Raw genomic sequence first — 25,177 nt, forward strand, 5'->3', positions numbered from 1 at the left:
TATCGGATTGGACTGCTTAGTTATATCCTGTCGGCTTTGCCTATGTAAACTCTTGGAGGCCACATCAGGCAAATTCTCATGCTGCACTTTTGTGCTGCCTCGTCAGGATCAGTTTGCTCAGCTGGAAGGCAGGCAAGTGACTGATCGCATGCTTCAGGGCTTCCTGCTCTGGCGTTGCTTCAAAGTCAGGTAGCAGTTCGTCAAAGCGGATGGTGTCCATCCAGTGCGGGGTATCCCAGAGATATCGCATCTCCAAAAGGTGTTTTGCCAAGGGCCAGAAAGGCTGGCTCAGGCGGATCATCCACCAGCTGAACTGTTTGATGGTCACATTCTGTTTGGTGACAGTGGTGAGCGTTTTGCTGAGTTCGTTGCCCGTCCAAGTGTAACCGGGGAAGGAGATGTCTTCATAAGCGTTCAACTGATCTCGCATTTCCAGCAGTTGAACGGCAGCACGCGTCATATCCGGCAAATACGCCCATGCATGAGGAACATCGGTTTTGCCGGGATAGATGAGCTTTCCCTTCTCCAACCTGGTGGTCATGATCAGATCAAACCAGTTGCCGCTGGCGGAGGTGTCGATGAAATCTCCAGCTCTGAGCAGAATAGTCCGAACGCCTGATGTCTTGTAAAGGCGTTCCAGTTCTATTCTGATCACGCCCAGCTCATTGGTTGCATTGTGGGGTGTTTGCAGGCCGATGGGTGAGTGCATGCCTGGGCCAAAGCAGTAGTTGTTTCCCGGGATGATAACCGTGGCATTGGCATGTTTGGCTGCTTCTATCACTTGGTGGGTAAACGGAAGCACATCCCGCTTCCATTGCGGGTATTGCGGGTTTGCACCATTCACGATGACATCAACGCCTTCTGCCGCCTTTTTCATATCTTGATTAGCACGATCAAAGGCTCGGGTTTCCCAGCCAGCAGCTTTCAACTGCTCAATCATATTTTTTGAAAATCTGCCAGAGGCACCTAAAATCAAAGCTACAGGTCTCATGACCGCTCCTGTCCAACACACTTTTCTAAATTGCGTATTCTTAGCCGAAGACCGGCACTACTTTTCGGGAATACGCTTTACGCAAGATAGTAGGCGCTTCATTTACTATGTAAATTCGAATGAATTGCAGATATGATATTCAATTATGAATAGTAGACTACATCATCTTTCCTGGGATTTGATCGGTGTTTTTGTGGTCGTTGCGGAGACGGGCAGTCTTTCGGCTGCAGCCAAGCAGATGAACCAGAGCCAGCCGACAATCGGGCGGCAAGTGAAGGCGATTGAGGTGGAGCTGGGCGTCTCCTTGTTCTACCGTCATCAACGCGGGCTTGGCTTGACTGAAGATGGCCAAGCATTGCTGCCACACGCCAAGGCTATGCATTCAGCAGCAGCACAGTTTCTGCTTCATGCAGAAGAGCGCAAGCAAAGCGGGTTTGCTGGGCCTGTGCGCGTCACGGCCAGTCAGGTGATTTCTAACTATGTGTTGCCAAAGCTGATCGCCGAGTTTCGGCAGAGCTATTCTGAGATCCAGATTGACCTCCTCCCCTCTGACGATGCGCAAAATCTGTTGTTTCAGGAAGCTGACATCGCGGTGCGCATGTTTACTCCGACACAGCTGGACATCGTTGCTAAGAAGATTGGTGAGACACCGCTGGGGTTATTTGCAAGCCGCACGTTTATTGAGCGGGTTGGTATGCCGACAACGCGAGAGGAGCTGTTTGCGCTGGACTGGATCGGCTATGACCAATCTGACCTGATCCTGCGCGGGATGCGGGAAGCTGGCCTGAACGTCAATCGGGACTTCTTTAGTGTCCGGTGTGATGACAGGGTGACTTACTGGGAATTGGTGCGTGCCGGATGCGGGGTTGGTCTTGGTCAGATTGGAATCGGCCTTGAGGATGACAGCCTTGTGCGCCTTGATCTGGTGGACCCATTGCCTGCTTTGCCTGTTTGGCTAGCTTCGCCGCACACTCTCAAGCAAATTCCGCGCATAAAGCTGTTTTTTGACTTCTTAGCCGGGAAACTGCCTAAGCTATTGTGATTGAGGGGTTCTGGGTGCTGAACCTCACTGGTCTCGCGTTTTACCCCTAAGAATGCATGGGATAACTTGCCGTAGGGGAAATTATCCCACTATCCCCTTTCGTACACACGCTCACTCTCAAACTTTCGGATATGTTGGTTTGGAGAGAAACGCTGTGTTCATTGAGAAACTTGAGATTCCGGACAATCAGAATTTTAAGGCGCTGATCTTATAGCGAATGCTTTGGTAAATACACTCCTGCTATTTTTGCCCCCTTATTTGACAGTACAAGTTCCCGAGATTGCCACATTTTACTCAGGGTGTTTTCTTAGATCCCACAAGAACACCGAAACTTCTTAGCGGGAACTGAGAGATTACTTGATACCTGTAATGCTTTGTATCTACTAATCTTTCTGCTTCTCGCAAGAAGACCAAACAAAGCGTGGCCCCTCGAAAGACAAATAAATGAAACTGCGATTACTGTCATAAATCAAGGGAACACGCCGTGAGTGATTTTCGCTTGTCCAGCCCTCATGCCCTCAATACTGAGGAAGGTAGCCATCCAATGCATGAGGTGCTGGACGCCCTGATTGAAAGCGTCGCTTATGTCTCCCGCGCCCATGGGAATTTCCTCAGTAAAACAGCGTTGACTGCCGGGCTTCCGCTGATCAATGGGCGGTTACAATTCTCTCAGGTAGAAAAAGCCTCCGAGAATTGCGGGTTACAAGCCGAAAAGCAACAGATTGCTCTTAGCAAGATCTCCAGCAGCAGCCTTCCGTGCCTGCTGGTGTTTCATGACAGAGCCTTGCGCCTGCTGGTGGGCTATGATGCAACCACACGGCAGGCCAAACTGCTGGATCCTTTAGATTTAGAAAGACCGCAGTATCTCAGCTTGGATATTTTACAGCGGGCGTACTCCGGGTATGCGATCCTGTTTTCCTCTCTTCATGCACGCGACAACAGTGGGCAGGTTCATCAAAACGACAAGCATTGGTTCTGGTCCGAATTCACGCGGTTCTGGCCTGACTATGGAAATGTTGCGCTCGGGACCTTGCTGATCAACTGCCTTGCCCTCGCCTCTCCCTTGTTCATCATGAATGTCTATGACCGCATCCTGCCCAACTTCGCTGTGGCGTCGCTATGGGCTCTGACGATTGGCGTGGCGTTGGCGCTGGCGGGAGATAGTTTGCTGAAGGTGGCACGATCATCCATCCTCAACAGCCTTGGTAAAAGGGCAGATCAGCGGCTGGCTTCCAAGATTTTCTCTCATGTGCAGAACATTGATTTTTCTGCCAAAACCAAGAGTGCCGGAGAATACGCCGGGACTGTTCATGACTATGAAAAGCTCCGCGAGTTCTTCAGCTCAACAGCGTTAATCGCCCTGCTGGACTTCTGCTTTGTCGGGCTTTTCATCTGCATCCTGTTTTTCATCGTTGGCCCTATCGCCTGGATTCCTCTGCTTGCCGTGCCCGTGGTTTGCCTGCTTAATCTGGCGGCTCAATTGCCTTTGGAGCGAACCGTTCAAGCTTCAAGCCTTGAGGGGAATAAGCGGCAGAACATTTTGATGGAGACATTGGGCGGGCATGAGACAGTGCGTGCTCTCAATGCAGAAGCTCATATGCAATCCCGCTGGGAGCAGTCTGTCGAGCGCAGCAGCGAGATCCTGTTGCAGAACCGTCATTGGTCCAATCTGGCGATGGTGGGAACAGGGCATGTGCAGGGCATGGTGTCGGTGCTGATTATTGTCTGGGGTGTTTATCAGGTTGAGGCGGGTGCCGTGAACATGGGCGGGCTGATTGCTGCGATGATGCTGTCGTCGCGTGTACTGGCACCGATCTCCTCTATCGCCAATGCACTGGTTCGGTTTCGTCAAGTGCTGCACAGCTATCACCAGCTTGGAGATTTGCTGAACCAGCCAACAGAACGCAAAACAGGGAAAGCAACTGCAAATCTGCGGTGCTGCCGTGGTGAAGTTCAGTTTCAAAATGTCAGCTTCTCTTATCCCCTCAGTGAGAAAGCCAGCCTGACCCACTGCAATTTCTCGATTGAGCCTGGGGATACGATTGGGCTGGTTGGGTGTGTCGGGTCCGGAAAATCGACCGTAGGCCGGCTGATGAGCGGGCTTCGGTATCCTTCTGAGGGTGCTGTTCTCATTGATGGAATTGACACGCGCCAGTTTGATCCATCAGACCTGCGCCATTTTGTTGGGTATCTGTCTCAGGACAACACGCTGTTTCAGGGCACGTTGAGAGACAATCTTTGCCTTGGATTGCCACATCTTACCAACGAGGAGATCGAGGAAGTTTGCCATGTAACGGGGCTACATAGTCTCGTGAACAGGCATCCGGCTGGTTACAATCTGATTGTGGGTGAAAACGGAGTTGCGCTTTCTGGTGGGCAGCGGCAATGTGTGGCGTTGGCTCGTGTTCTTTTGCGTAAACCTAAGATCCTGTTTCTGGATGAGCCTTCCAGTCAGCTGGACCTTTCTGCGGAGCAGCGTTTGTTGCGTGGCTTGCGGCGCTATAACAACGGCTCTCTGACACTCATTATCAGCACGCACCGCCCTTCCCTCCTGAAGCTCACCAATCGGCTGATCGCTCTGGATCAAGGCCGCATCATTGCAGATGGGCCGAGCGAGGAAGTGAAGCAATCCATGCAGCAACCGCGTCTGCATGAAGTGCCACAGCCTGCGCAGGTTCCGATTGAAGAAAGGCTGAGAGCATGAAGGGCTGGTCGCTTCCCGTTACACCGCTGCATTTACCAGAGTTTCACAGCCCAAAGCAGTCCAGAATTCTGATCTTCACATGTGCCGCAATTATGCTGCTGTTGTTCGTCTGGTCTGCATTTGCCCATGTGGAAGAAGTCACACGAGGCAATGGACGCATCATCCCTTCCCGTCAGATGCAGATTGTGCAAGCTCCAGAACGCGGGATTGTCTCTGAGGTGTTGTTCTATGAAGGCGAAATCGTTGAGCAAGGCGCGGTTCTGGTGAAGTTGGATAATACCGGCTTTGCTTCTCAATTAGGGGAGCTACTGCAGAAGAAATATGCGTTGCAGGCTCGTCTTGCACGGTTGACCGCTGAGGCCCGTCAGGCAAATCTTGCGCTTGATCTTTCAAACACGCCTGCCGATATTGCCGCATTCTTGCAGCGAGAGCTGGCGGTTTATAAGGCTCGTAAAGAGCAACTCACTGCGGAAGTTGCGGTGCTTCGAAGTCAGTTTAGCCAGAAAGAGCAGGATCTGAAGCAGCTTGAAGCTGAAGCACAGATGCTGAGCGCCAATCTGACCATCATTGCGCGGGAACTGGAGATCAACCAGCAGCTCTATAAACGTGGTGTCCTGCCAGAAATCGAGTTTTTGCGGCTCAAGCGACAGTACATAACTCTGGAGGGGGAGCGGCAGATGCTGGAGGCTTCTCTTGCAAGTGCCCGCTCTGCCAAGGAAGAGGTTCTACAAAAGGTAGCGTCTGCGCAGACGGCGTTTGCCTCTCAAGCACAGTCAGATCTGGTGGCGACCAAAGCGGAACTTGCTGTGATTGAGGAGCGGCTGCGTGGGGCGGAGGATCGGGTGCATCGCAGTGCGTTGGTGGCACCCGTTCGCGGGGTGATCAACAAACTTAATGTCAGCACCATTGGGGCGGTGGTTCAGACTGGTGAGCCACTGATAGAGATTGTTCCGCTGGAAGATACTTTGCTGATTGCTGCAAAAATCCAGCCGCAACATGTGGCCTTCCTGCATCCGGGTCAGGATGTGAGCGTGAAGATCACGGCCTATGATTATTCTATCTATGGCGGATTGGACGGGGTGTTGGAGCGGATCAGTCCGGACACGTCAGAGGACGATCGGGGACAGGCGTTTTTCAAGGTGATTGTGCGCACGAAGCAAAACCATCTGGGATCAGAGCAAAACCCACTGCCCATCACGCCGGGCATGACTGCGAGCATTGATATTCTGACCGGTGAGAAAAGCGTGCTGAGCTATCTCGCCAAACCACTGCTCAAGGTGAAAGCGGAGGCATTTCGCGAGCGGTGAGACAGCAACTCTTCTCGCAACAAACTAGAGCATATGCGAGAGGAATGAGAAGGACTTGTAGTCCGGTGCCAGCAACAGCATATCGGCTAAGTCAGTGTTCTGCAGAGAGGCCACGGACTGTTGAAGTCCCATCAGCGCAGCTGGATTGGACAGGCTCATGCGCAGCACTTCTTCTGCCGGAAACTGAAGCTCAGTTATCATGCGCGCAACAGACTCCAGCATGGTGACGTGTGCCCCTGCCAGAGACCCGGCTTTGTTGATGAGCTTGCCGTCTTCCAGATAGACCTGATGACCGTAAAGGTTGAAGTTTTCCGGTCCGCCGACAGTTGGCATCGCATCGCTGATGATGATCATATGATCTTTGACAGGGCGCGCACGAATGGCAAGGCGAAGCATGTCGTCAGCCACATGGTGCCCGTCTACGATCAGCGAGCAATAGGCGGTGCTGTTAATGCCCGTTCCAACGGCTCCCGGCTCTCGGTTGACCATCTGGGACATGCCGTTGAACAGGTGTGTGAAGAGGTTTGCGCCCTCTTCCAGAACTGGTTTAATCTGCGCTGCGCCTGCATCAGTATGGCCGATAGAGACAACTGCGCCCATCTCGACCAGTCTGGCAACACCCCCTTTGGCAACGCCTTCTGGTGCGAGCGTCATGAGAACCGGGATGTCCCGATCTCGCAGGTCGCGGACCAACTGCAAACTGCGCTCATTGAGCGGACGAACCCAGCTGGCTTCGTGGGTGCCTTTACGCTCTACGCTGATATGCGGGCCTTCGATATGGATGCCTTTGATGCCATGCGTGCCGTAAGCATCCTTCATGGCCTCAACGGCGTCCTCCAGCACATTTGGCGCGTCGGTGATGACTGTTGGCAGCAAGGCTGTGGTGCCGAATTGGCGGTGCGCCGCTGCAATAGCAGCCAGACCTTCGGGTGATGGAGAGGTGTTGTAAAGAACACCGCCGCCACCGTTGATCTGGATATCAAAGAAGCCCGGTGTAATGAGGCCAGAGAGCTTTTTCACGATCGCATCGACGGGCAACTGGTCTGCTGAAGACAAGCCTGCGCATTTGCCATCCACGAGATGAATGGCGGTATCGGTCAGCAGGTTCTGGCCGTCAAACAGCTTATCTGGACACAGCCAGATATCTTGGTTGCCCGGTGCGGTGCTCATAGAGCCTCCTCAAGCTGAGGTGCCTCAACTCTCTCAAAGAAATATGGGTCCAATGCCTGCTGGATTTCAGCAAGCACCAGCGCCTTCTCTATGCCAAAACCATGGCGCTGCAAAGCCCGTGCACGTTCAACAGTGCGAGATGCAAACAGTTGAAGCTGCAGTACCTTTGGAATCTCATGGGTTTGGAGGGCAGCAAAGAGTGCCTTAAGGGCATCCTGCACCTTCTCCTGAGGCCAGTAATACCGGATGCGATCTGCATAACTGAAGTGGCGCAGCAGGCGCAGTTCCTGATCAGATCCCTGATAGTGGGAGCGCCAGTACTTGGGCTCTGACAGCATTTCAGCTTCCAGAATCTTTGAGATTTTTGGCGCAGTGCGCTTGTCCTCTTCCAGCCAGTCCAGCATCTGGTCCAGCGCATAGATAGCCTGCCTGTAGGCGAAGGTGAGCGCAGGGCCGACTTTCAGGATCGCAAAGCCCATGTTGGCAAGGCGTGGGAACGCATTGTCCAGCTGGTAGTCGGTGCTGTGCGCTTCGAACACAACGTTCTGGAACGCGTCAAGCGCTGCTCGCAGAGCTTTGCCGTCATCAGCGGGTAGATGATCGATGTGGAAGGGTGAGAACTCGACGCCCGGCTGCACGACGAGACCGCAGATACGGCCTTTTGCATCCTGCAGGCCCAGCTCATCGAACTTCTCAAAATGCATTTGCAAGGTACGGGAAGCACGCGCGGGTGGGGTTGGCTCAATGATATGAGCCTCGCCTTCTTCACGCGCGCCTCCGGGAGGAGGAACTTCCGTACCGACGATGTAACTGAGACGGCTTGGGTCTGGTGCATATTCTTCGCAAACAGCAGCCAATTGCGCAGCACGGCTGGCGCTGAGTTCGTCACCGACCTGAGCCTCTTCGCCTGCGCACCCTTCGGAGCAATCCAGATGGATTTTGGTGAAGCCGGCCTGAACGTAGGCTTTCATCAACTCCTTGGCTTTTGCCATGGCCTGATCGGCTGACATAGAGCGCCATGCTTGCGGGCCGAGATGGTCACCGCCGAGGATGAGCGCGTCCTCCGGCAATCCGGCAGTTACGCAAATGCTTTTGACGTAGCTGACAAAGTCGGCTGGCTTCATGCCTGTGTAGCCGCCGTCCTGATTGACTTGGTTGCTGGTCGCTTCCAGTAGCAGGGTCGTGCCTTTTTCTGCTGCGAGCAGAGCGGAGGCAAGGATGACATCCGGCTGAGCGGAGCAGATGGAGGGAAGCGCGGCTCTGGCGCCTGCGCGGTTGGCAGTGATCACCTCAAGCAAAGGGTTGCTCATGACGGCTCCTCCAGTATTTGATAGTTTTGGACAGCAGCAAGCGCTGCTCCGCGTGTACCACTGCTATCGCCATATTCTGCAACACGGATTTCCGGCGGTTCAGTCTGGTCCAGCAAATGGCCGGGCAGAGCTTGCGCAATGAGACGATCAATGTTCGGGATTTTGGAAAGGCCACCACCGAGCACAATGCAGTCCGGATCTACCGTGCATTGAAGCGCCGCAACCAGTTCAGCTGCGATGTGTGCCCACATGCGTAAGACCTCTTGCATCTGCGGATCGCCTGAAGCTGCGGCGGTGGTGATGGTCTTTGCATCCTCTTCTTTGCCGGTGACATGTTTGGCGAGGCGGCGCATTCCGGGGCCAGCCAGATAGGTCTCAAAGCAGCCGGTGCGACCACAGCCGCATTGGATGCCGTCGAGCCCGAGTTCCTTCATAGTCATGTAGGGAATGCCGAGGTGACCATATTCTCCAGCCGCGCCATTCAGACCCGAGATCAACGTGCCGTTGGAGCAATAGCCTCCGCCGACGCCTGTGCCGATGATCAGGCCGAAGACGCTGGCGTAGCTGCGCCCAGCGCCGAGCATGGCTTCAGAGAGGGCAAAGCAGTTGCAGTCGTTTTCAAATGCGACGGCTCTGCCCAGTTTATCGATCAGGTCCTGATGGACGGTGCGGCCTGAGGCCAGCAGATTGGCGGTGAGGAACTTGCCGGTTCGTTTGGAATGGAAGCCGGGAATACCGACGCCAACCGGCAAGCCTTTTGAGCCTGCGGTTTCTTCCAGCCACACGACCATCTCACAGAGGGCATCAACCAGATTTTCGTAGGAATCCTGAGGGGTTGGAATGCGTTTGGTTTCAACCACAGCCCAATCACTATCAAAAGCGGTTGCCTCAATTTTGGTGCCGCCCAGATCAATGCCGCCAGCTCGAACCATATCAGGCCTCTTCCAATGCGTAGAGCTTGACGCCCGAGACAACGCGGGTCAGCGTGCCCTGCCCTTCAAACGGATTGTCGACGTTGAAGTCAAGCTGATCAGACCATGCCACACCCAGCCATTGGGCAATAAGTACATGGAGCACAGACATCCAGCCATCCTCCAGTTTGCATGGAATGTGCACATCTGCCTTCGCAGAGTTGCCAATGGCGATGACCGTGTGCTCGCCAAACTGCGCCCTCACCTCGTCTGCCAGATCTTCGTCATAGCGGCGGGAATGCAGGTGGTTGGAGAGGAACACGAAGACCGTGGTCTGTGCATCAACAAAAGACTTTGGTCCATGCCGGAAGCCGAGGGAACTATCCCAGATAGACGGGATTTTGCCTGCAGCGAGTTCCATCACCTTCAGCGCGCTTTCGCGGGCAACAAAGGCAAGCGGGCCGGAGCCTACGAAGACGGCGCGCTGTGGGATGGTGAGTTTGCCTGCCAATTGATCCGCTGCAGCCAGAACAATCTCAGCTGCATGGCTGATCTCGTGGATGTTGGCGGTAAATTCTTCCGGCGTTTCCTGCCCAAACACTGCCATGGCTGTCAGGATCATGGTGGTGAAACTGGAGGTCATAGCGAAGCCGCTGTCGTGGCATTCATCTGGCAGAACGATCACGCGTTGGCTGGCCTTTGAAGCAGGCTGGCGGGTTGCCAGAGCGCTGTCCTTGTTGCAGGTGATGTTAAGCCGTGGCGCTTCGGGGAAGATCGCGTCCAGCAAGTCCAGCGTGCCGATGGACTCGGTGGAGTTGCCGGAACGACCAAAAGAGACAACCAGCGGGATCACGCCATTGCGTTTAAACACGTGCGGGGCACTGACAAGATCTGTTGAAGGAACGGAGCGCATTGGAAGAACGGAGGTTGCGTCCAGCGCTCTGCACAGAAGGTCGCCAATATAGGCGGATGTGCCTGCCCCGCAGAACCAGACTTCCGTGGCTCCGGAGTTGGCAACCCATTCGCTCAGATCACTCAGACGCGCAGCGAATTCCTGTCCCCAACTTGCCCAGATTTGCGGTTGCGCCTGAATTTCGCGCGTAGTTGCCCATTTGGTCAGATCGACCATCGCAGCATTCCTTCATAAAATCAAATAGTTAAAGTTACCTTAGAAAGTGTTTCCGGTTGGTCTGGATCCAGACCCAACTGGAGAGCAGTTTCCAAAATCACTGGGTACAATGCACGCAGCAGCATGGCCGAGCTTGCTGCGGGGGTAAGGCCCTGCGCACCAACGGTTTCTGGTGTCAGGCGAAAAACATTTGCGCCGACAGAGCGGAACCGCTCTTCAGCCAGGCTCAGGCTCTGGTTGCTGACCTCTTCCCCCGTATCCAGGATGAGGACACAGAGCGGTTTTGTGGCCAGTTGCAGCGGGCCGTGCAGCACTTCAGCAGCGGAATACGCTTCTGCATGAATGGCTGTTGTTTCCTTCAGTTTCAGCGCAACTTCCTGCGCTGCACCAAAGCCACACCCGCGTCCGATCACATACACATGCGGTGTGGATTTCACGGCTTCAATGATCTCGTCAGCCTGCTCAAGTTTCGCCTCAGCGCTGGCCAGCATGGCTTTTGCTGCTGCTTCACAGGCTTTGGCGTAGTCTGGTTTGAGCGCGGCCAGCATAGCCATTCCAGCGGCAATGGTGCAGATGACTGTTTTGGTGGCTGGAACGGCTTGTTCCAGCCCTGCTTTGATATCAACGCAGGCGTCCGTCTCAGTTGCTAACGGAGAACCCGGTGTGTTGGTGATGGCGAGCGTTTTGCCGCCGCCGTTTTTGAACCCGATTGCAGCACTGGCCAGATCTTTGCTTCCTCCGGATTGGGAGAAAATAAGGGCGCCAGCATTGCCCAACTGCAATCCATTCCCCAGACTGAACACAGAGGGCGGCAGTGTTGTTACCGGCTTTTGCAGTTCAGCCATCAGTTCATAGGAGATCAGGTTGGCGGCTGCATCTGAGCTTCCACGCGCAATGGTGTAGAACGTGTCGAGCTTGTCCAGCGCTGCTGCTTTGACACTCTCAGTGAGGTCCTGACGGACCCCTTCTGCGAATGCCGGAATTGCCTGATCTATCTCAGCGCGCATGTACGCGCCGGGGAGTTTGGTCACTGTATTGATTCCATCTTTTTTGTTGTTGCTGCGGTTTCCCGCAGGTTGAAACTGTCGAATTTCTGCCAATAGGACGTCAGGTCCACGACCTGACCAGTTGTGCGCGCCTGATCCAGTGCCAGTGCGGCAACGCCTGCTTCCAGCGCATCCACGACGGAAACTGGCAGGCTGTCCATTTCACCGCGCAGATAGGCGCAGAGGTCCTGACACATCATGTCATCAGCGCCGTAGTGCGCGCCGGGGCGGTCAATGGACTTGTTGTAATCTTCGTCCACCAATGTGCCGCGGGTGTGGGCATCAGTTACTTTCAGGTAACCACGCACGAAGTCACCTTCTGCCATGCCCTTGGTGCCAATCACGCAGAACCGGCGGTGTTCGTCCGGTACGTTGATGTTGGTGTGGAAGGCCATGGTGGCGCCGCTCTCGTATTCGAGGATCGCGGTCTGGTGATCAACGATATCTCCATCAGAGAGGAACGGGTCTTCCGCAGCTTCCCAGATGGACTCTTTAACATGATACACTTTCGTATCTGTTTCTTTTGCTGGTGCATTGCTTGGGACAAAGGACTTTCTGCCGCCAAAGCTGGCTACACGGCTTGGGCGTGAGCCGGTCACCATGTTGTAGATATCAAGATCGTGGCAGCATTTTTCCAGCATAAAGCCGCCGGAGTATTTTTCATGACGGCGCCAGTCACGCATGAAGAAAGCCCCATGATACGGCGCAATATGCTCGTTGGCCTCAATGGAAACCACATCACCGATCTGGCCAGCCGCCTGCGCTGCGCGCAGATCTCTTGCATGCTGGGCGTAGCGGAGAACCAGACCGATGAGCACCTGATCTGCACCGTGTTTGGAAAGCAGCTCTGCCAGTTCCATGGTCTCGCTCATGGAGATCACAACAGGCTTTTCTGCAAACATGCGGATGCCAGCTTCCAGCCCGAGGCGGATGTGCTCCAGATGCATATGGTTTGGAGAGCTGACGAACAACAGGTCCGCCTTTTCACCAGCCAGCATCTCTTCCAGCGTGCCATAAGGCTTGATGGCCTCGTGGTTTCTGAGGCGTTCAATCTGGTGCGGTTTGGGGTCTACATAGGCCACCACTTCCGCTTCACTCATGTGAGCCTGCAGTCTTTCCAGAACACTGACAGCTCGCAAACCCAAACCAACAACGATGATACGCATGTGTTTCTCCTATGCGAGTTCCAGAGCACCAAGGCGTTGCAGTGCAATACCTTTTTCGTCAAAGACGTAGGCATCCTCCGGCTTGATACTGAGTTTTATAGATGTGCCTTCAGGGATCTCTGCCATGCCTGGCAAAGATGCACAAAACGCACCGTCACCCTCTACTTTACCGTAGGCGATGGAATGCGCTCCCAAGCGCTCCAGCACTTCTACATGCATGGAAACTGGTCCATTCTCATCAAGCTGCATATGCTCAGGGCGGATGCCAATATCCACATTGTCACCGGCCTTCACGCCCTCAGACGACACTGGCATGCTCATGACACCACCATTGGCAAGTTTCACGTGCAGCATGCGATCTTCAACGCAGCTGACGATGGCGGGCAGGAAGTTCATTTTTGGATGGCCGATGAAGCCAGCCACGAATTTGTTGCGCGGGCGCAGGTACAGGTCCATCGGGGTGCCGCACTGTTCCACCACACCGCCGTTGAGCACCACAATGCGGTCGGCCATGGTCATGGCTTCCACTTGATCGTGGGTGACGTAAATCATTGTGGTGTCTAGGCTTTTATGGAGCTTGGAGAGTTCCACACGCATGTCCCCGCGCAGCGCTGCATCAAGGTTTGAGAGCGGCTCGTCAAACAGGAACACTTTTGGATTGCGAACAATAGAGCGGCCAATGGCAACACGCTGGCGCTGACCACCGGAGAGCTGTCCCGGCTTGTGGTTCAGGCGCTCTTCCAGTTGCAGGATAGCGGCGGCCTTGTTGACGCGGTCCTTGATCTCCTCTTCCGGGCGTTTTGCTACGCGCAGCGGAAAGGCGATGTTTTCGAAAACTGAGAGGTGAGGATAGAGCGCGTAGCTTTGGAACACCATGGAGATGCCACGGTCAATAGGGTGGTCATCGGAAACGTCTTTGCCATCAATGATGATGGAGCCTTCAGAGGCTATTTCCAAACCTGCCACGATCCGCAGGAGCGTTGTTTTTCCGCAGCCAGAAGGGCCAACGAAGACGACGAATTCCTTATCCTCAATGGACAGGTTGACGTCTTTCAACACGGTTGTTGGTCCAAATGATTTTTCGATGTTTTGTAGCTGGAGCGTGGCCATAATATTCGTCTTCTCGCACTAATGAACGGGGAGAGGCTGTCGCCAGCCTCTCCGGGTTTTGCTTACTTGAACTCTTCGAGTTCTTCAGCGGCGATTGCCACTAGGTTTTCAGCGGTATCGTCTTTCAGGATGATGCCCTGAATCATGGAGTTGATGGTTGTCTGCATCGCTTTGTAATCAACAAAGAGAGGCTCCGGACCACCAGTTGGGATGGAGTCTACAAAGACTGCCCAGTATGGGTCATCCATGTAGTAAGGCTTCTCGTAGCCCAGCTCTTCGTATTTCAGGATTGGTGTCAGACCCCAACCGTCTGGTTTGTCCAGTGTGTACTGAGAGTCGCCTGTGGTCATCATGCGCGCAAATTCCATCGCCAGTTCTTCATGGCCAGAGCCTTTGAAGACAGCGAGGGAGTCGGTGATGAGAAGCGTACCACTGACACCACTTGGACCTGCTGGAATTGGTGCAGCCTTGGTGGTGATGCCTTCTTTATGCTGACCGCGTGCCCAAGGGCCGTCGATGTACATGCCGACTTTGTTGTCGTTGAACAGATCGCGGACCTGCGTGCGTTCAAATGCGGTTGGGCCTTCCTGAGCAACTTCCACCAGCTTGCCGTAGAACTTCAGAGTTTCCAGAGTGTTCTTGGAATCCAGAGTGATTTCGTTGGTGGATGGATCGATGACCTGACCGCCGTTGGAATACAGGTAGTTCAGGAACTGGTGCATGGTGTTGTCGAAGTCTTTGCCCGTCAGACCGACACCTGCTTTACCAGTTTTGTCCTTGATGGTCTTCGCAGCCGCATACATTTCGTCCCAGGTCTTTGGTGCTTCACATGCAAGACCGGCTTCCTCGAAGATGTCACAGTTGAGGAACAGACCCTTGGTGGAAAATGCACGCGGGAAGCCCCAGAACTTGTCGCGATAGCTCACGGTGTTCAAAACGCCTGGCTGATAGGCTTTCTGCTGATCTTCTGAGATCTTCACGTCAACAACGAGGTTGTTGTCTGCCAGCTGTTTGAGCGTACGAGAGCCCATGTACGACACAGATGGCGGGCTGCCAGCAGATGCAAGTTTCAGAGACTTATCCTGACAGGTACCCCATGGAAGGCTTTCCATGTTGACTGTGTTGCCTGGATTGGCAGCTTCGAATGCAGCGATAACCTTGCGATCTTCATCCAACCCGTTGTCCCCACAACGGATGAAATGTAGCTCAGCTGATTGTGCAAATGTTGCTGCCATCATTGCGCCTGCCCCTGCAGCCGCTGCAAATAGTAGTTTGGTTCTCATGGTTTCTCCTCCCAGTAGTAACCATTGACACTTTTGAAAATCACTCCTTGATCGCACCGGCTGTGAGGCCGGCCACCAAGTAGCGCTGTAAAAATAGGAAAATTACGAGTACGGGCAGTATTCCAACAATGCTTGCTGCCATCATCTGGTTCCATTTGACTGACTGATAGCCAATGAACTCGAGGATGCCCGCTGGCAGAGGCATGAACTCCTTGACGCTGTTGAACGTGATAGCGAACAAGAACTGCTGTGCGTAGGCTGACAGGAACACAGCCACACCCACGACAATGAGACCGGGAACCGCCAAAGGCAGAACAACGCGGCGCAGAGTGTACAGACGGCTGGCGCCATCCATGAAAGCTGCTTCTTCCAGTTCGCGCGGGATTTTCTCCAGATAGGATTTCAGGAGCCAGATTCCCATTGGCACCAGAAACGCTGCACCGGGAACAATCATGGCGAAATAGGTGTTCAGCAGGCCGTAGTTTCTCAGGAGCTTGTACAGCGGAATAAGCAGGACAGCACCGGAGAACATGTTAACCGCCAGAAAGATGCCGAGGCTGAGTGATTTGCCTTTGAAATCAAACCGGGCATAGGCATAAGCGGCGGGAATGACGAAGGCCAAAGCCAGAGCTGTCACCGAGATGGAGATCAGCATGCTGTTTGCGATGTAGCGCGGCAGCATTGGCACTGTCTCCCACATCTGGGAGTAGGCTTTGAACGAGAAGTCGTCTGACCAGAACTGATAGGGCGAGCGGAACAGGTGTTCCAGTGGCCGCAGCGAGGTCATGAACATCTCAAAAAACGGCAGCAGAATGAAGCCGAGGAATAGCACCACGCAGAAGTAGAGAAATACTTTATGTGGCAGCGAGTAACGATCCATCATTTTAGGCTGCCTCGAAACGTTTTTTGATCTGGTGAAGTGCGAACAGATAGACCAGCGAGAACACGCTAAGCAGTGTCACCACGATCACAGCACGGGCTGCCCCCTGCCCGAACTTGAAGTTAGCAATGGCCATCTTGTAGGTGTCAATGATCAGCGTTGTGGTTGCGTTGCGCGGGCCGCCTTCCGTCAAGATCCAGATGATCTCAAAGGAGTTGAAGGTCCAGATGATCGACAGGATCGACATGGTGATGATCACCGGCAAGATTTGCGGAATGGTGATGCGGCGGAAGCGGTACCATCGGGACGCCCCGTCCACATAGGCTGCTTCATAAAGATCGCGCGGCACGCCCTGCATGGCTGCCAGCATGAAGATGGTCACCATAGGCAGGCCTACCCAAACATCGGTCACAACAGCGGAGTAAAACGCGCTTTGCTTGTAGGCGAGGAACTCAAACGGGCCATCCAGAATGCCTACGTATTGCAAGGCTCCTGAGATGATGCCGAAGTGGCCGTTGTAGAGCCACAACCAGCCGAAACAGCCAATCGCAACAGGCACGATCCACGGCGGCATGACCAGCATGCGGAACAGCGCCCGCCCCGGAATTGCCGCGTTGAGCAGCGTTGCACCGATCAGGCCGAAAATGATTTTGAATGAGACAGACAGGAACATCCAATAGAACGTTCTGGACACTGTCTGACCGAATTTGCGAGAGCTGAGCAGCTTCTCATAGTTGGCAGTGCCGATGTAGGCTTCGCCGCCAATGTTGGCGTTGGTGAAAGACAAACGGACTGTCTCTACCAGCGGCCAGGCCACGACTAATACGAGATACAATGCTGCCGGAGCAATCAGTAGCCATGCAAAGGTTGCCTGTGAGCGCATGAGCCCTTGCAGCATCCCTTGTTTCTTTTGTGCCGAACCGCCGCGCTCGCCCTGATAAGGCAGCAGGTCCCCTGACGCATGTGTCATGCGCTCTCCCCAATTCCCAAAGGTGATCGCTTGTCACTCGCCGCTTGCGTCTTGTTATCGCCAGGGAGACGAACCGCGTGTTTTTTGCGAGCACCAAAATAATACCAAAACAAATCCATTTGTCTACCATTTCAGTACCTCCTGTGAAATATTTCTGTTTCGGACGAAAAAACTCCGATTTTTCAAGAAAATCGCAAGGGGATAAGCTTCATTTCTTTCATTGGTATCCCATCGGTATTGTTTTGCATTGGTATCAAAAAGGTATTATAGATAATACGGATTCACATAAAGAAGAGCAGAATGAGCGCACAAGAAGATACCCATACCGATCTGTTCTCAACGACATCCTGGCAGCAGAGGAGTGGCGGTCCACGCTACTTACAGCTTTACCGACACCTTGAATCTGCCATTAAAGATGGACGGTTAGCAGCAGCGACCACTCTGCCAGCCGAGCGTGAGCTGGCGACACTGACCGGGCTGTCCCGCGTGACGATTCGCAAGGCCATTTCGCAGTTGGTGGTGGATGGTCTGGTGATTCAGCGCCGAGGCTCAGGTTCTTATGTGGCTCCGCAGATGAAGCGCATGGAACAGTCCTTGTCGGCGCTTACCAGCTTTACCGAGGACATGCAGCGGCGCGGGAAGACATCCTCCTCCGAGACACTGTCCTGCGGGATTTACCTTCCCTCACCTGAGGAAATTGTTGCGCTTGGGCTTGCGTCTGACGGTCAGGTTTCGCGGATTACCCGTCTGCGCCGTGCGGATGGTATTCCGTTAGCAATTGAGACCAGTTCGCTCTCAACCGAGTTTGTGCCTGATCCGTCACGGATTGAAACGTCTCTCTATGAGAAATTGTCTTTGAACGGTATGCGCCCTTCCCGTGCTATCCAGCGTATCTCCGCCTGCAAGCTGACAGAAGAGCAAGCTGACTTGCTGGAAGTTTGTGAAGGGGATGCGGCGCTTTACATTGACCGCACGGCTTATCTGGCGAGTGGCCGGGCGATCGAGTTGACCATAGGCGTTTATCGCGGTGATATCTATGATTTTGTTGCAGAATTGCGCAACGTCTGAGATGTCGAAAGCCCCGCATCATAGACCATAAGCGGGGCTTTTGCTGTTTAGTCCCTTACATCCTGACCCCACCCGATGGCAGAGAACAGCTTGCTGTAGCACGCAGCCTTTTGTGTGATCTCATCTGCATCCGGTTTGTTGGCGCGGGTCGCCCAGCCGATTTCAGAAATACCCAGAATGCGCGGAGTCATCATGGTTTCCATGTTGGCGTCTCGCAGGACGACCTCTGACCACAGGCAACCCTGAGCGCCGATGATCTTGTCTTCCAGCTCGGGCTCATTTTCCGGCACCGGATCCCAGCTCACACTGTCTGCAAGGCTGGTGATGCCGGCCCAGTTGAGGCCCATCTCGTTGAAGTTGCTGGAAGGTGCAATGTCCCAATAGGCGTGCGCAGCTGGGGTCATCACCACCGAGTATCCTTTACGGGCTGCTTCCAGCCCCGGTCCTTGTTGTGTCCACGAGAACAGGATGGAGTCATTGTTGATGCCTCCATTGGCACCTTTGGCCGCTTCTTCCCACGCTGCGGGGCGTACGCCCAGCGAGCGCACATACAACGCCAGCTTGTCCATCATCCAGCCTTGCACATCATCCGCTGTTTTGAGGCCCTGCTCTGCCTTCAACTGTTCGATGGCAGGAGACCTGGTCCATGCTGCTGGCGGGCGCTCATCACAGCCAAGGTGCAAGTGAGCAAACGGGAAGATGCCAGAGATTTCCCTGGCCAGCGCTTCCATATAGGTCCATGCTTCTGGCAAGGCGGGATTGATAGTGTTGTTCAGGTAGCCGTGGACGGAGATTTCACCGCTTTCATCCGCAGCATCGCGCAGTTCCGGGTGGATTTGAAGAACCGCCCAGGAGTGAGCTGGAACTTCGATTTCCGGCAGGATTTCGATGTTCAATGCTTTGGCGTGGTCCACCAGTCGCTTGGCGAAGGCTTTGGAATAGGTGCCGCCTTGTGGTCCGTCTGCTGCACCGTAAATGCCCGGTACGACACGACCTTCACCGCGCATGCCTGACTTCTTCCAAAGTTCCGGATAGCTGTCCACTTCCAGACGGAAGGCTTCATCATCACAGAAGTGCCAGTGGAAGCGGTTGAGTTTGAACAAGGCCAGCATATCGACAAGCCGAAGCAGTGTCTCCGGCTCGTAGTAGTGGCGTGCGCAATCCAGATGCTGGCCGCGCCATTCAAACCGTGGTGCATCGGAAATCTGGCCGCAAGGGATGGTTCCACCGTAGATCAGCTTGAGGTTGAGCAGTGTGATGGAACCGTAAAAAGCACCGGCTGCCGCTGATGCAGAGAGTGTGATGCCCTCTGGCGTGATTGTCAGTTCGTAGGCGTCTTCGGCGAGTTCTTCGTTTTTGGTAAAGCGAAGCGCAACGCCATCCTCAGATAGGAACGGACCAATGTTGTTGCGCTCTGCAAGGGCCTCCACAGCGTCCGTGCTGTCGGCCTCGCCTTCGGCATCCCAAGAACGGTCCAGCTTGTAACCTGCGCTTACGTCCAGCGCGTCACCGGAGGGCTGCCAGCTTTGCGGGGCTGGGACAAGCATCAATTCGCGGGATGTGGGATCGGCCTGTTGTTCAGGCAGTTTGGTGGTGAAGGCCTGATCAATGCCGCGCGGGGCGAGCTGGACTGGCGCAATGCTGCCATCCTCCATGCGCAGGTAAGCGCCTTTTGGCAGCCAGCTGCGGTTGGAGGGGTTCATGCTTCGCTTATATTTGAGCGTGAACGCCAGAGCCTGCCCTGTTCCCAGTACATCTCTGTCAAAGCCAAGCTCTATGTAGCCCGCAGTCATTTTCTTGACAGTGGCACCTTCAACCACCTCACAGGGCGCAAGCATGCTGAAGCACAAAGTGTAGTTGGAGATGGGTGCATCGCACTTGGCAGAGAGGATGCAGTTGATCTGCCGATCCTCCGTTCTCCATGTTTCCATTCTGATTGTAGTATCAGCACAGGCAGCAGCTTCCATGCCCACGTCTCCTCACCAATTTCAGGATGTTGCAGTGAGCACACCAAAGGCAACGGGTCGCCTGAGCGCATGCTCTAACTGCTTGAATTTGCGACTGTCCTTGTTAGAAAATCAGGTTTCATTTCCTAAAGAACACGCAGTAGCATAGCTTCTACTTGGCTGGGCCTGTCAACACCTTGGCAGACAAATAAATCCATAATTTTGAATTGGTATTACTTTCAAAGTTCGCGGATAGTTACTTTATTTTGCACAGCTGAAACTTACACGATCGCTCATGATGACAAATCCCTCACAAACTTTTCAGGTTGTGTAAGTCTTTGACTGCAATTCTGTTTTCCAACGCGGTCACCTACCTTGTTGCATCAATACCGGAGCAAGGCATGGTGGTTGTTAGAGCTTTCCGGCTGATAGGCGATCAGCCTGTAAAATTTAGGACCAGTTATTCAAGGTGGCGCTCCTCACTTCGCGATTAAGACCTCATTTGCGGCTGGGAAACGTGTTGGGTTCTATACTTGCAAGAGCGTGTTGAGTTGTCTGCGAAAGGCCAAAGAGGATGGAACGCAAGAGTGTACGGACCCGAGATGGGGTGAAACTCTCCTATCTGACAGGCGGGCAAGGACGGCCTGTCTTTTTGCTGGGTGGCTGGAGCCAGACGGCATCTGTATATGAAGGACAGTTCGCCGACTTTTGCCAGGGCCATACGGTTTATGCTCTTGAGAACCGGGGGCACGGCGCATCACAAAAGCCCACGGATGGTTATCGGATCCATCGGTTTGCCAAGGATCTGTTTGATGTGGTTGAGGCCTTGGACCTTCGCGATTTCGACGCGGTTGGCCATTCGCTTTCCGTCGCCATGCTCTGGGCATATCTTGATATGTTCGGGGCTGAACGCCCTGCGCGCCGTCTGATTTTTATCGACGAACCAGCGGCCCTCATGGCACGGCCCTCCTGGACACAACAAGAGATCAACGAGGCAGGTTCTATCCACCCCACTTTGGAGTCACTTGATGAGATGGTGGTGGCTATTCGCAGGACCCGCAGTGTTGAGGATCATCTTGAGATTATTAGCGGAATGTTCACCAGCAAGGTTAGTGATGCTGCCTTGCGCGCATTGGCAGCCGAGAACCTGACATTGCCCCGCGTGCATGCTGCTGCTCTTATCGAAAACCTCATGATGCAAGACTGGCGGGCCTTTTTGCCTAACATTCACCAGCGCACTCTGGTGTTTACAGGCGAGGCCAGTTGGCATCCGCTGGCTTCACAGCAGTTCATCGCGGAGACGATGCACAATGCCTCTCTTGAGGTGATCCGCGAGGCCGATGGTGGGAGCCACTTTCTGATGTTTGAAACCCCAGCGCTCTTTAATGAGAAGGCTCTGGGGTTTCTTAATGACTGATTAGCTGCCTCAGCATATCAGTCCATTATCAGGGACTGAACTTGCGGTCATTTCTGCTGTTTGTTCAACATCTGCTAATCTGGGTTTCCAGTTGCTTACCGTCTCGGAGAAAGAAGAAAGTGCATCTTGCAGTTCTACATGCTCCAACGCTTTGAGCGGATGGCGCCACACCAAAGCAACGATATCTTGCTCGATTGCAAAGCATGCGCCCTTTGTCTCATCCCAACTGAAGTTTGCATTGAGCAAGCGCAGCAGAAAATTGGCATTTCTGGTTTGCGAGTCCAACGTGATAACTGGAGCGAAGAGAACCAGCTGCTCAGTAAATGGACAATAATCTGCTGAGGCCGTCAGGTCTTGCGAGAAAACAAGAAGCCAACTGGCATCGTCTAACTCACGGCAATAGGCACCCTGCCATGAGGCCGAAAGCTTTTCCATGGTCTCTTTGAAGAAAACTCTACTCATCTTTTCTTCAAACACCTTGAAGCGAGCAGCCACCGGTTGCTAATCATACCGCTTTCCAAGCTTCTGTTGTCAGTGGCGGTTGGCTGGCTATTATCAACTGTTGCATCTTGAGGACTGTTGATGTTTTAAACACTGCAAAGTCCTCTCTTCCTTCAGGTGTCTCAAAACGCAACTCATTTCCGAGTGTCAACGCAAGGGTCTCCTTTTTGCTATCGAAGTTTGGTAAGCGATCATCAACACCGATCAGCGAAAGGGCTGTGTTGGCTACGCTCTGAGAGTTTTGCTCTGAGATATAGATATGTTGCTGCAGTCCGATATCAGTACCACCACTTTGGTTTGATGATAGTTTCATTACTTCGTTGGTTGGAAGATTAGCTGGAGAATTTAGGTAATCTAAGCGGGCAGAGAGCGCATAAATATTCCGTCCATAGGCTTTGGTTTGAGGGTTAGTAGAAACCCATGCACCTGTTGCACCCGTGCCTGACCTTGGCTGTATTTTTTTAATTTTCCCTTCAGAGGCAACACCAAACAGGCCATCCTCTTTAGTACAGTGATAATACTTGGGAATGTTCACTGACTGACCTGCGTCAGCTTTCTTTTCTAAATCCGACAGGAAATCATGGGCGCGCCTTTCATCAAGAACTGAAAGATCAAGACCGGATTTTACCTCGCGCAGGACTTCACTCTGCGTTTTAATTCCAGTTTCGCCGTATAAGAGCTTTTCAGAGAGAGCATCAACTTTCCCTCCAGTACGAGCCTGGACGGACTGGGCAAATTGAGCGTACTGGCTTCCCTCCCAGCTTGCCTGCTTATGGTGAGCTTTGTCATCTGCAAGATTGGCCAGCACATCAAGGCTTTCTAAACGGCCTGCGATAGACGCACGATGGGCATTGGTTAGTGTCTGCGACTGAGAGACCAGTTTATGAAGGTTTGAAAGTTTGTGCAAATCAGAGGCTCGATCCAAACCACCCTGATTTTTCTCAATCAAGCTAACCAGTTTATCCAGTTTTTTATAAACGCCAGCTTCCTGCTTTAAGTCTGGCTGGGAACTGCCCGATATACCGGAGGCATCACTGACAACAAGTTTGTGCTTGTTACTCAGCAAGGTCCGGTGGGAAGTCTCTAAGTCAAAATCCAGCTTGGCGCTGCCGTCGGACTGAAAAACTCCAAGTTGAGTGATGGCTGCACGTACGTTTTCAACGGTCAAAGTATGCTCCTCAAATCAAATCGACAGAAATCTCGATCTGAATGAAAGCATTTGTTGCAAAACTGATCAGTTACAATCAGCACACTAAGTAAGATATTGACAGTTCAATTCTTGGTTGACGTCATCAGAGACCACTTACTGTGTTTTCAGCGTGCTTTTGGAGATCATGTAGGCTGCTCCGGCCAATGCTGTGCCGGCGAAGGCATCCATAGCTGCGCGAGAACGGGCGGAGACTGCGAATTTGGAGGCCCGAGTTCCGAGATAAGCGTAAAACAGCAGTGCCGGATATTCGAGCGCGATGTTGAAGACGGCCAGTGCCATCATGCGCAGGGCCATGCCATCACCTTCGCCAGCAAACACAGGCAGCATTGCGCCAAATGACAGGACGGATTTCGGATTTGCACCCTGCATTGCGAATGAGGTGAGGAACAGCTTCAGAGTGGATGCTGGCTTCTGTTCTTTTGCTTCGCCCAGCGAGGCTGAGAAAGCGGCTTTGAAAGAGCCATATGCAAGATACAATAGATAAGCTACGCCAATCCATTTGACCGTCTCAAACAGAACCGGGAAAGACAGCAGCAGCGCGCTCATGCCTCCCGCAGCGAGGAGCGCATACATGAGGTTGGCTCCGAACACACCCGCCATGCTGGCGTGGGTTTTACCAATACCGTTTGTGATGCTGTCGCCAACCACTTTCAGGACCGCGGGACCGGGTGTGAAATTGAGCGCCATGAAGGTGACGATAAAACCAAAAATGAGTGTGGCATCAAAAGAGCGAAGAAGCTCCATGGTTTTTCCAATTCAACGCTAGAAACACATAAATAACGCAAAGCAACGCACATACGAACGCAACCCCAATTCTGGAATGCGAAGGGGAGATGACTGATGGTTCATCTCCCCTCGCGCGCGGATTAGAAATTCACTTGCCGTAAGCCTTAAGGCCCGCCTCTCCAAACGTGGCACTGTGAGTTTCTGTAGCCGCCCCCTCTCCGCGCGCTGTCTGTGCAAACTCTGTTGGTCGGCACATTCGCAAGGGGCATGCCAAACTAACGATGACGCACCGATCTTCTGATAACTCATTGATGAATATGTGTATATTTCCGGATGTAACTCATTGAAGGAGGATCCAAGAAATCGATAATACTGCCCATTGTTTGATCAGATTGCCCACCGGCTAAGCAATCAGGCATAAAGAAACCCGGCGTTTGAGACACCGGGTTTGTCTTTTTCTGAGATGCAGCAGGTCTGTTCAGGCAGGCTCTGTGATCTTTACAGGTTCGGCCATTTTGCAGGTCTGGCTGATTAGATTGCGCAGTTTTTGTCTTGTCTCCGAACAGGTTAGCTGACCGTCGTCATTGGTCTTTGATGCCATATTACCGACAGCGACATATCGCGGATGCACCCAACAACCGTGGTCAGCTGCAAACGACGCCAGACGCGGAAGCATTCTTACACCCCCGAATGGACCCGGTGCGGCGGCTAGCAGACTGACCACTTTTCCCTCAAGCACGGAGTGGGATTTGCCAGCTGCCCGCCTGGACGCCCAGGTGAATATGTTATGGAGATGCGGGGTGTGGAAGCCGTTGTATTCGGGAGAGGAGATCAGAATTACATCAGCAGCTTCAATCTGTTGCCGTAGCATCGAGAGCTGGTTCTGAACGGCGGCATCTGCTTCAAGATCGGAATGGTAGAGGGGAAAAGAGGCAAGCTGGTGCGGCAGGCTGGTCGTTTGATGGTTCAGGTTATGCGCTTCTTCTTCAGCCGCATCCAGCAGGCTCTTATTCAACGAGCCTTCTCTGGTGCTTCCTGAGATGAGGAGGATATTCATGGGAAACTCCATATGACAATATTTTTATTTTTATATACATTTTTGTTTCTTTATTATGCAAGCACAAAAAAAGCGGCACTGAACTTCAGCACCGCTTTTTGAAATTTGACCGTAAACACTTCTTTATTCCAGCGAACACTTAAAGCAGTTTGCATTTAAGCTGAAACACTTGCACTGCTTTAGTCTTTGTTTTTGCGTACCTTTATCCGAAAACCGGTTTCCACTTTTCGGAG

21 protein-coding genes are annotated in these 25,177 nt (G+C 53.2%); 5 read left to right on the forward strand and 16 right to left on the reverse strand.

Going from position 1 to position 25,177, the window contains the following annotated elements:
- Positions 1–76 precede the first annotated feature (76 nt).
- The gene (locus PsWM33_RS09310; RefSeq protein ID WP_063300029.1) at positions 77–991 is read right to left on the reverse strand and encodes a hypothetical protein; all 915 of its coding nucleotides are present in this window, start codon (positions 989–991) and stop codon (positions 77–79) included.
- A gap of 145 nt (positions 992–1,136) precedes the next feature.
- Here PsWM33_RS09310 and PsWM33_RS09315 point away from each other — a divergent pair, with 145 nt between their 5' ends.
- From PsWM33_RS09315 to PsWM33_RS09325, 3 genes are all read left to right on the forward strand, one after another.
- Complete coding sequence (locus tag PsWM33_RS09315; RefSeq protein ID WP_063300030.1) at positions 1,137–2,033, forward strand: LysR family transcriptional regulator; 897 nt, start codon at positions 1,137–1,139, stop codon at positions 2,031–2,033.
- Between the two features lie 484 nt (positions 2,034–2,517).
- Positions 2,518–4,737 (forward strand): type I secretion system permease/ATPase, encoded by a 2,220-nt coding sequence (locus tag PsWM33_RS09320; RefSeq protein WP_208994485.1) that lies wholly within the window; start codon positions 2,518–2,520, stop codon positions 4,735–4,737.
- Complete coding sequence (locus tag PsWM33_RS09325; RefSeq protein ID WP_063300032.1) at positions 4,734–6,044, forward strand: HlyD family type I secretion periplasmic adaptor subunit; 1,311 nt, start codon at positions 4,734–4,736, stop codon at positions 6,042–6,044. The genes PsWM33_RS09320 and PsWM33_RS09325 overlap by 4 nt, the downstream gene beginning before the upstream one ends.
- 24 nt (positions 6,045–6,068) lie before the next feature.
- Here the strand turns inward: PsWM33_RS09325 and nagA are convergent, their stop codons facing one another.
- The 10 genes from nagA to PsWM33_RS09375 form a co-directional block, all read right to left on the reverse strand.
- Positions 6,069–7,214, reverse strand: coding sequence for an N-acetylglucosamine-6-phosphate deacetylase (gene nagA / locus PsWM33_RS09330; RefSeq protein ID WP_063300033.1), 1,146 nt, complete (start codon positions 7,212–7,214; stop codon positions 6,069–6,071).
- Complete coding sequence (locus PsWM33_RS09335) at positions 7,211–8,524, reverse strand: class II D-tagatose-bisphosphate aldolase non-catalytic subunit (RefSeq protein ID WP_063300034.1); 1,314 nt, start codon at positions 8,522–8,524, stop codon at positions 7,211–7,213. The genes nagA and PsWM33_RS09335 overlap by 4 nt, the downstream gene beginning before the upstream one ends.
- The gene (locus tag PsWM33_RS09340; RefSeq protein WP_063300035.1) at positions 8,521–9,456 is read right to left on the reverse strand and encodes an ROK family protein; all 936 of its coding nucleotides are present in this window, start codon (positions 9,454–9,456) and stop codon (positions 8,521–8,523) included. The genes PsWM33_RS09335 and PsWM33_RS09340 overlap by 4 nt, the downstream gene beginning before the upstream one ends.
- A 1-nt stretch (position 9,457) precedes the next feature.
- Positions 9,458–10,564 (reverse strand): SIS domain-containing protein, encoded by a 1,107-nt coding sequence (locus tag PsWM33_RS09345; protein WP_063300036.1) that lies wholly within the window; start codon positions 10,562–10,564, stop codon positions 9,458–9,460.
- 20 nt (positions 10,565–10,584) lie between these two features.
- Positions 10,585–11,595: an SIS domain-containing protein gene (locus PsWM33_RS09350; RefSeq protein WP_063300037.1), complete on the reverse strand. Its 1,011-nt coding sequence runs from the start codon at positions 11,593–11,595 to the stop codon at positions 10,585–10,587.
- Positions 11,592–12,776 (reverse strand): Gfo/Idh/MocA family protein, encoded by a 1,185-nt coding sequence (locus PsWM33_RS09355; protein ID WP_063293649.1) that lies wholly within the window; start codon positions 12,774–12,776, stop codon positions 11,592–11,594. Before PsWM33_RS09355 ends, PsWM33_RS09350 begins: the two co-directional genes overlap by 4 nt.
- A 9-nt stretch (positions 12,777–12,785) precedes the next feature.
- Positions 12,786–13,886 (reverse strand): ABC transporter ATP-binding protein, encoded by a 1,101-nt coding sequence (locus tag PsWM33_RS09360; RefSeq protein ID WP_063300038.1) that lies wholly within the window; start codon positions 13,884–13,886, stop codon positions 12,786–12,788.
- Positions 13,887–13,948: 62 nt separating this feature from the next.
- Positions 13,949–15,169 (reverse strand): ABC transporter substrate-binding protein, encoded by a 1,221-nt coding sequence (locus PsWM33_RS09365; RefSeq protein ID WP_063300039.1) that lies wholly within the window; start codon positions 15,167–15,169, stop codon positions 13,949–13,951.
- 40 nt (positions 15,170–15,209) lie between these two features.
- The gene (locus PsWM33_RS09370; protein ID WP_057463806.1) at positions 15,210–16,052 is read right to left on the reverse strand and encodes a carbohydrate ABC transporter permease; all 843 of its coding nucleotides are present in this window, start codon (positions 16,050–16,052) and stop codon (positions 15,210–15,212) included.
- A 1-nt stretch (position 16,053) separates the two neighbouring features.
- Positions 16,054–16,947 carry a carbohydrate ABC transporter permease gene (locus PsWM33_RS09375; protein WP_193775920.1) on the reverse strand — a complete coding sequence of 298 codons (894 nt, stop codon included), beginning with the start codon at positions 16,945–16,947 and terminating at the stop codon, positions 16,054–16,056.
- Positions 16,948–17,319: 372 nt separating this feature from the next.
- On the opposite strand from PsWM33_RS09375, the gene PsWM33_RS09380 reads away from it, so the two are divergent.
- Positions 17,320–18,087, forward strand: a complete 768-nt coding sequence (locus PsWM33_RS09380; protein ID WP_063300040.1) for a GntR family transcriptional regulator — start codon at positions 17,320–17,322, stop codon at positions 18,085–18,087.
- Between the two features lie 47 nt (positions 18,088–18,134).
- Here PsWM33_RS09380 and PsWM33_RS09385 read toward each other — a convergent pair whose 3' ends face one another.
- Positions 18,135–20,054, reverse strand: coding sequence for a beta-N-acetylhexosaminidase (locus tag PsWM33_RS09385; protein WP_063300041.1), 1,920 nt, complete (start codon positions 20,052–20,054; stop codon positions 18,135–18,137).
- Between the two features lie 553 nt (positions 20,055–20,607).
- On the opposite strand from PsWM33_RS09385, the gene PsWM33_RS09390 reads away from it, so the two are divergent.
- A complete protein-coding gene (locus tag PsWM33_RS09390) occupies positions 20,608–21,450 on the forward strand; it encodes an alpha/beta fold hydrolase (protein ID WP_063300042.1) in 843 nt (280 codons plus the stop codon).
- Positions 21,451–21,459: 9 nt separating this feature from the next.
- Here PsWM33_RS09390 and PsWM33_RS09395 read toward each other — a convergent pair whose 3' ends face one another.
- The 4 genes from PsWM33_RS09395 to PsWM33_RS09410 all read right to left on the reverse strand — a co-directional run bounded on the left by PsWM33_RS09395 (position 21,460) and on the right by PsWM33_RS09410 (position 24,944).
- Positions 21,460–21,912: a type III secretion system chaperone gene (locus PsWM33_RS09395; protein WP_153039679.1), complete on the reverse strand. Its 453-nt coding sequence runs from the start codon at positions 21,910–21,912 to the stop codon at positions 21,460–21,462.
- A 43-nt stretch (positions 21,913–21,955) separates the two neighbouring features.
- Positions 21,956–23,119, reverse strand: a complete 1,164-nt coding sequence (locus tag PsWM33_RS09400) for a hypothetical protein (protein WP_063300043.1) — start codon at positions 23,117–23,119, stop codon at positions 21,956–21,958.
- Positions 23,120–23,254: 135 nt separating this feature from the next.
- Positions 23,255–23,905 (reverse strand): LysE family translocator, encoded by a 651-nt coding sequence (locus tag PsWM33_RS09405; protein ID WP_208980514.1) that lies wholly within the window; start codon positions 23,903–23,905, stop codon positions 23,255–23,257.
- Positions 23,906–24,365: 460 nt separating this feature from the next.
- Positions 24,366–24,944 (reverse strand): NADPH-dependent FMN reductase, encoded by a 579-nt coding sequence (locus PsWM33_RS09410; RefSeq protein WP_082826952.1) that lies wholly within the window; start codon positions 24,942–24,944, stop codon positions 24,366–24,368.
- Positions 24,945–25,177: the final 233 nt, after the last annotated feature.

The organism is Pseudovibrio sp. WM33, assembly GCF_001623165.1.
Classification (GTDB): domain Bacteria; phylum Pseudomonadota; class Alphaproteobacteria; order Rhizobiales; family Stappiaceae; genus Pseudovibrio.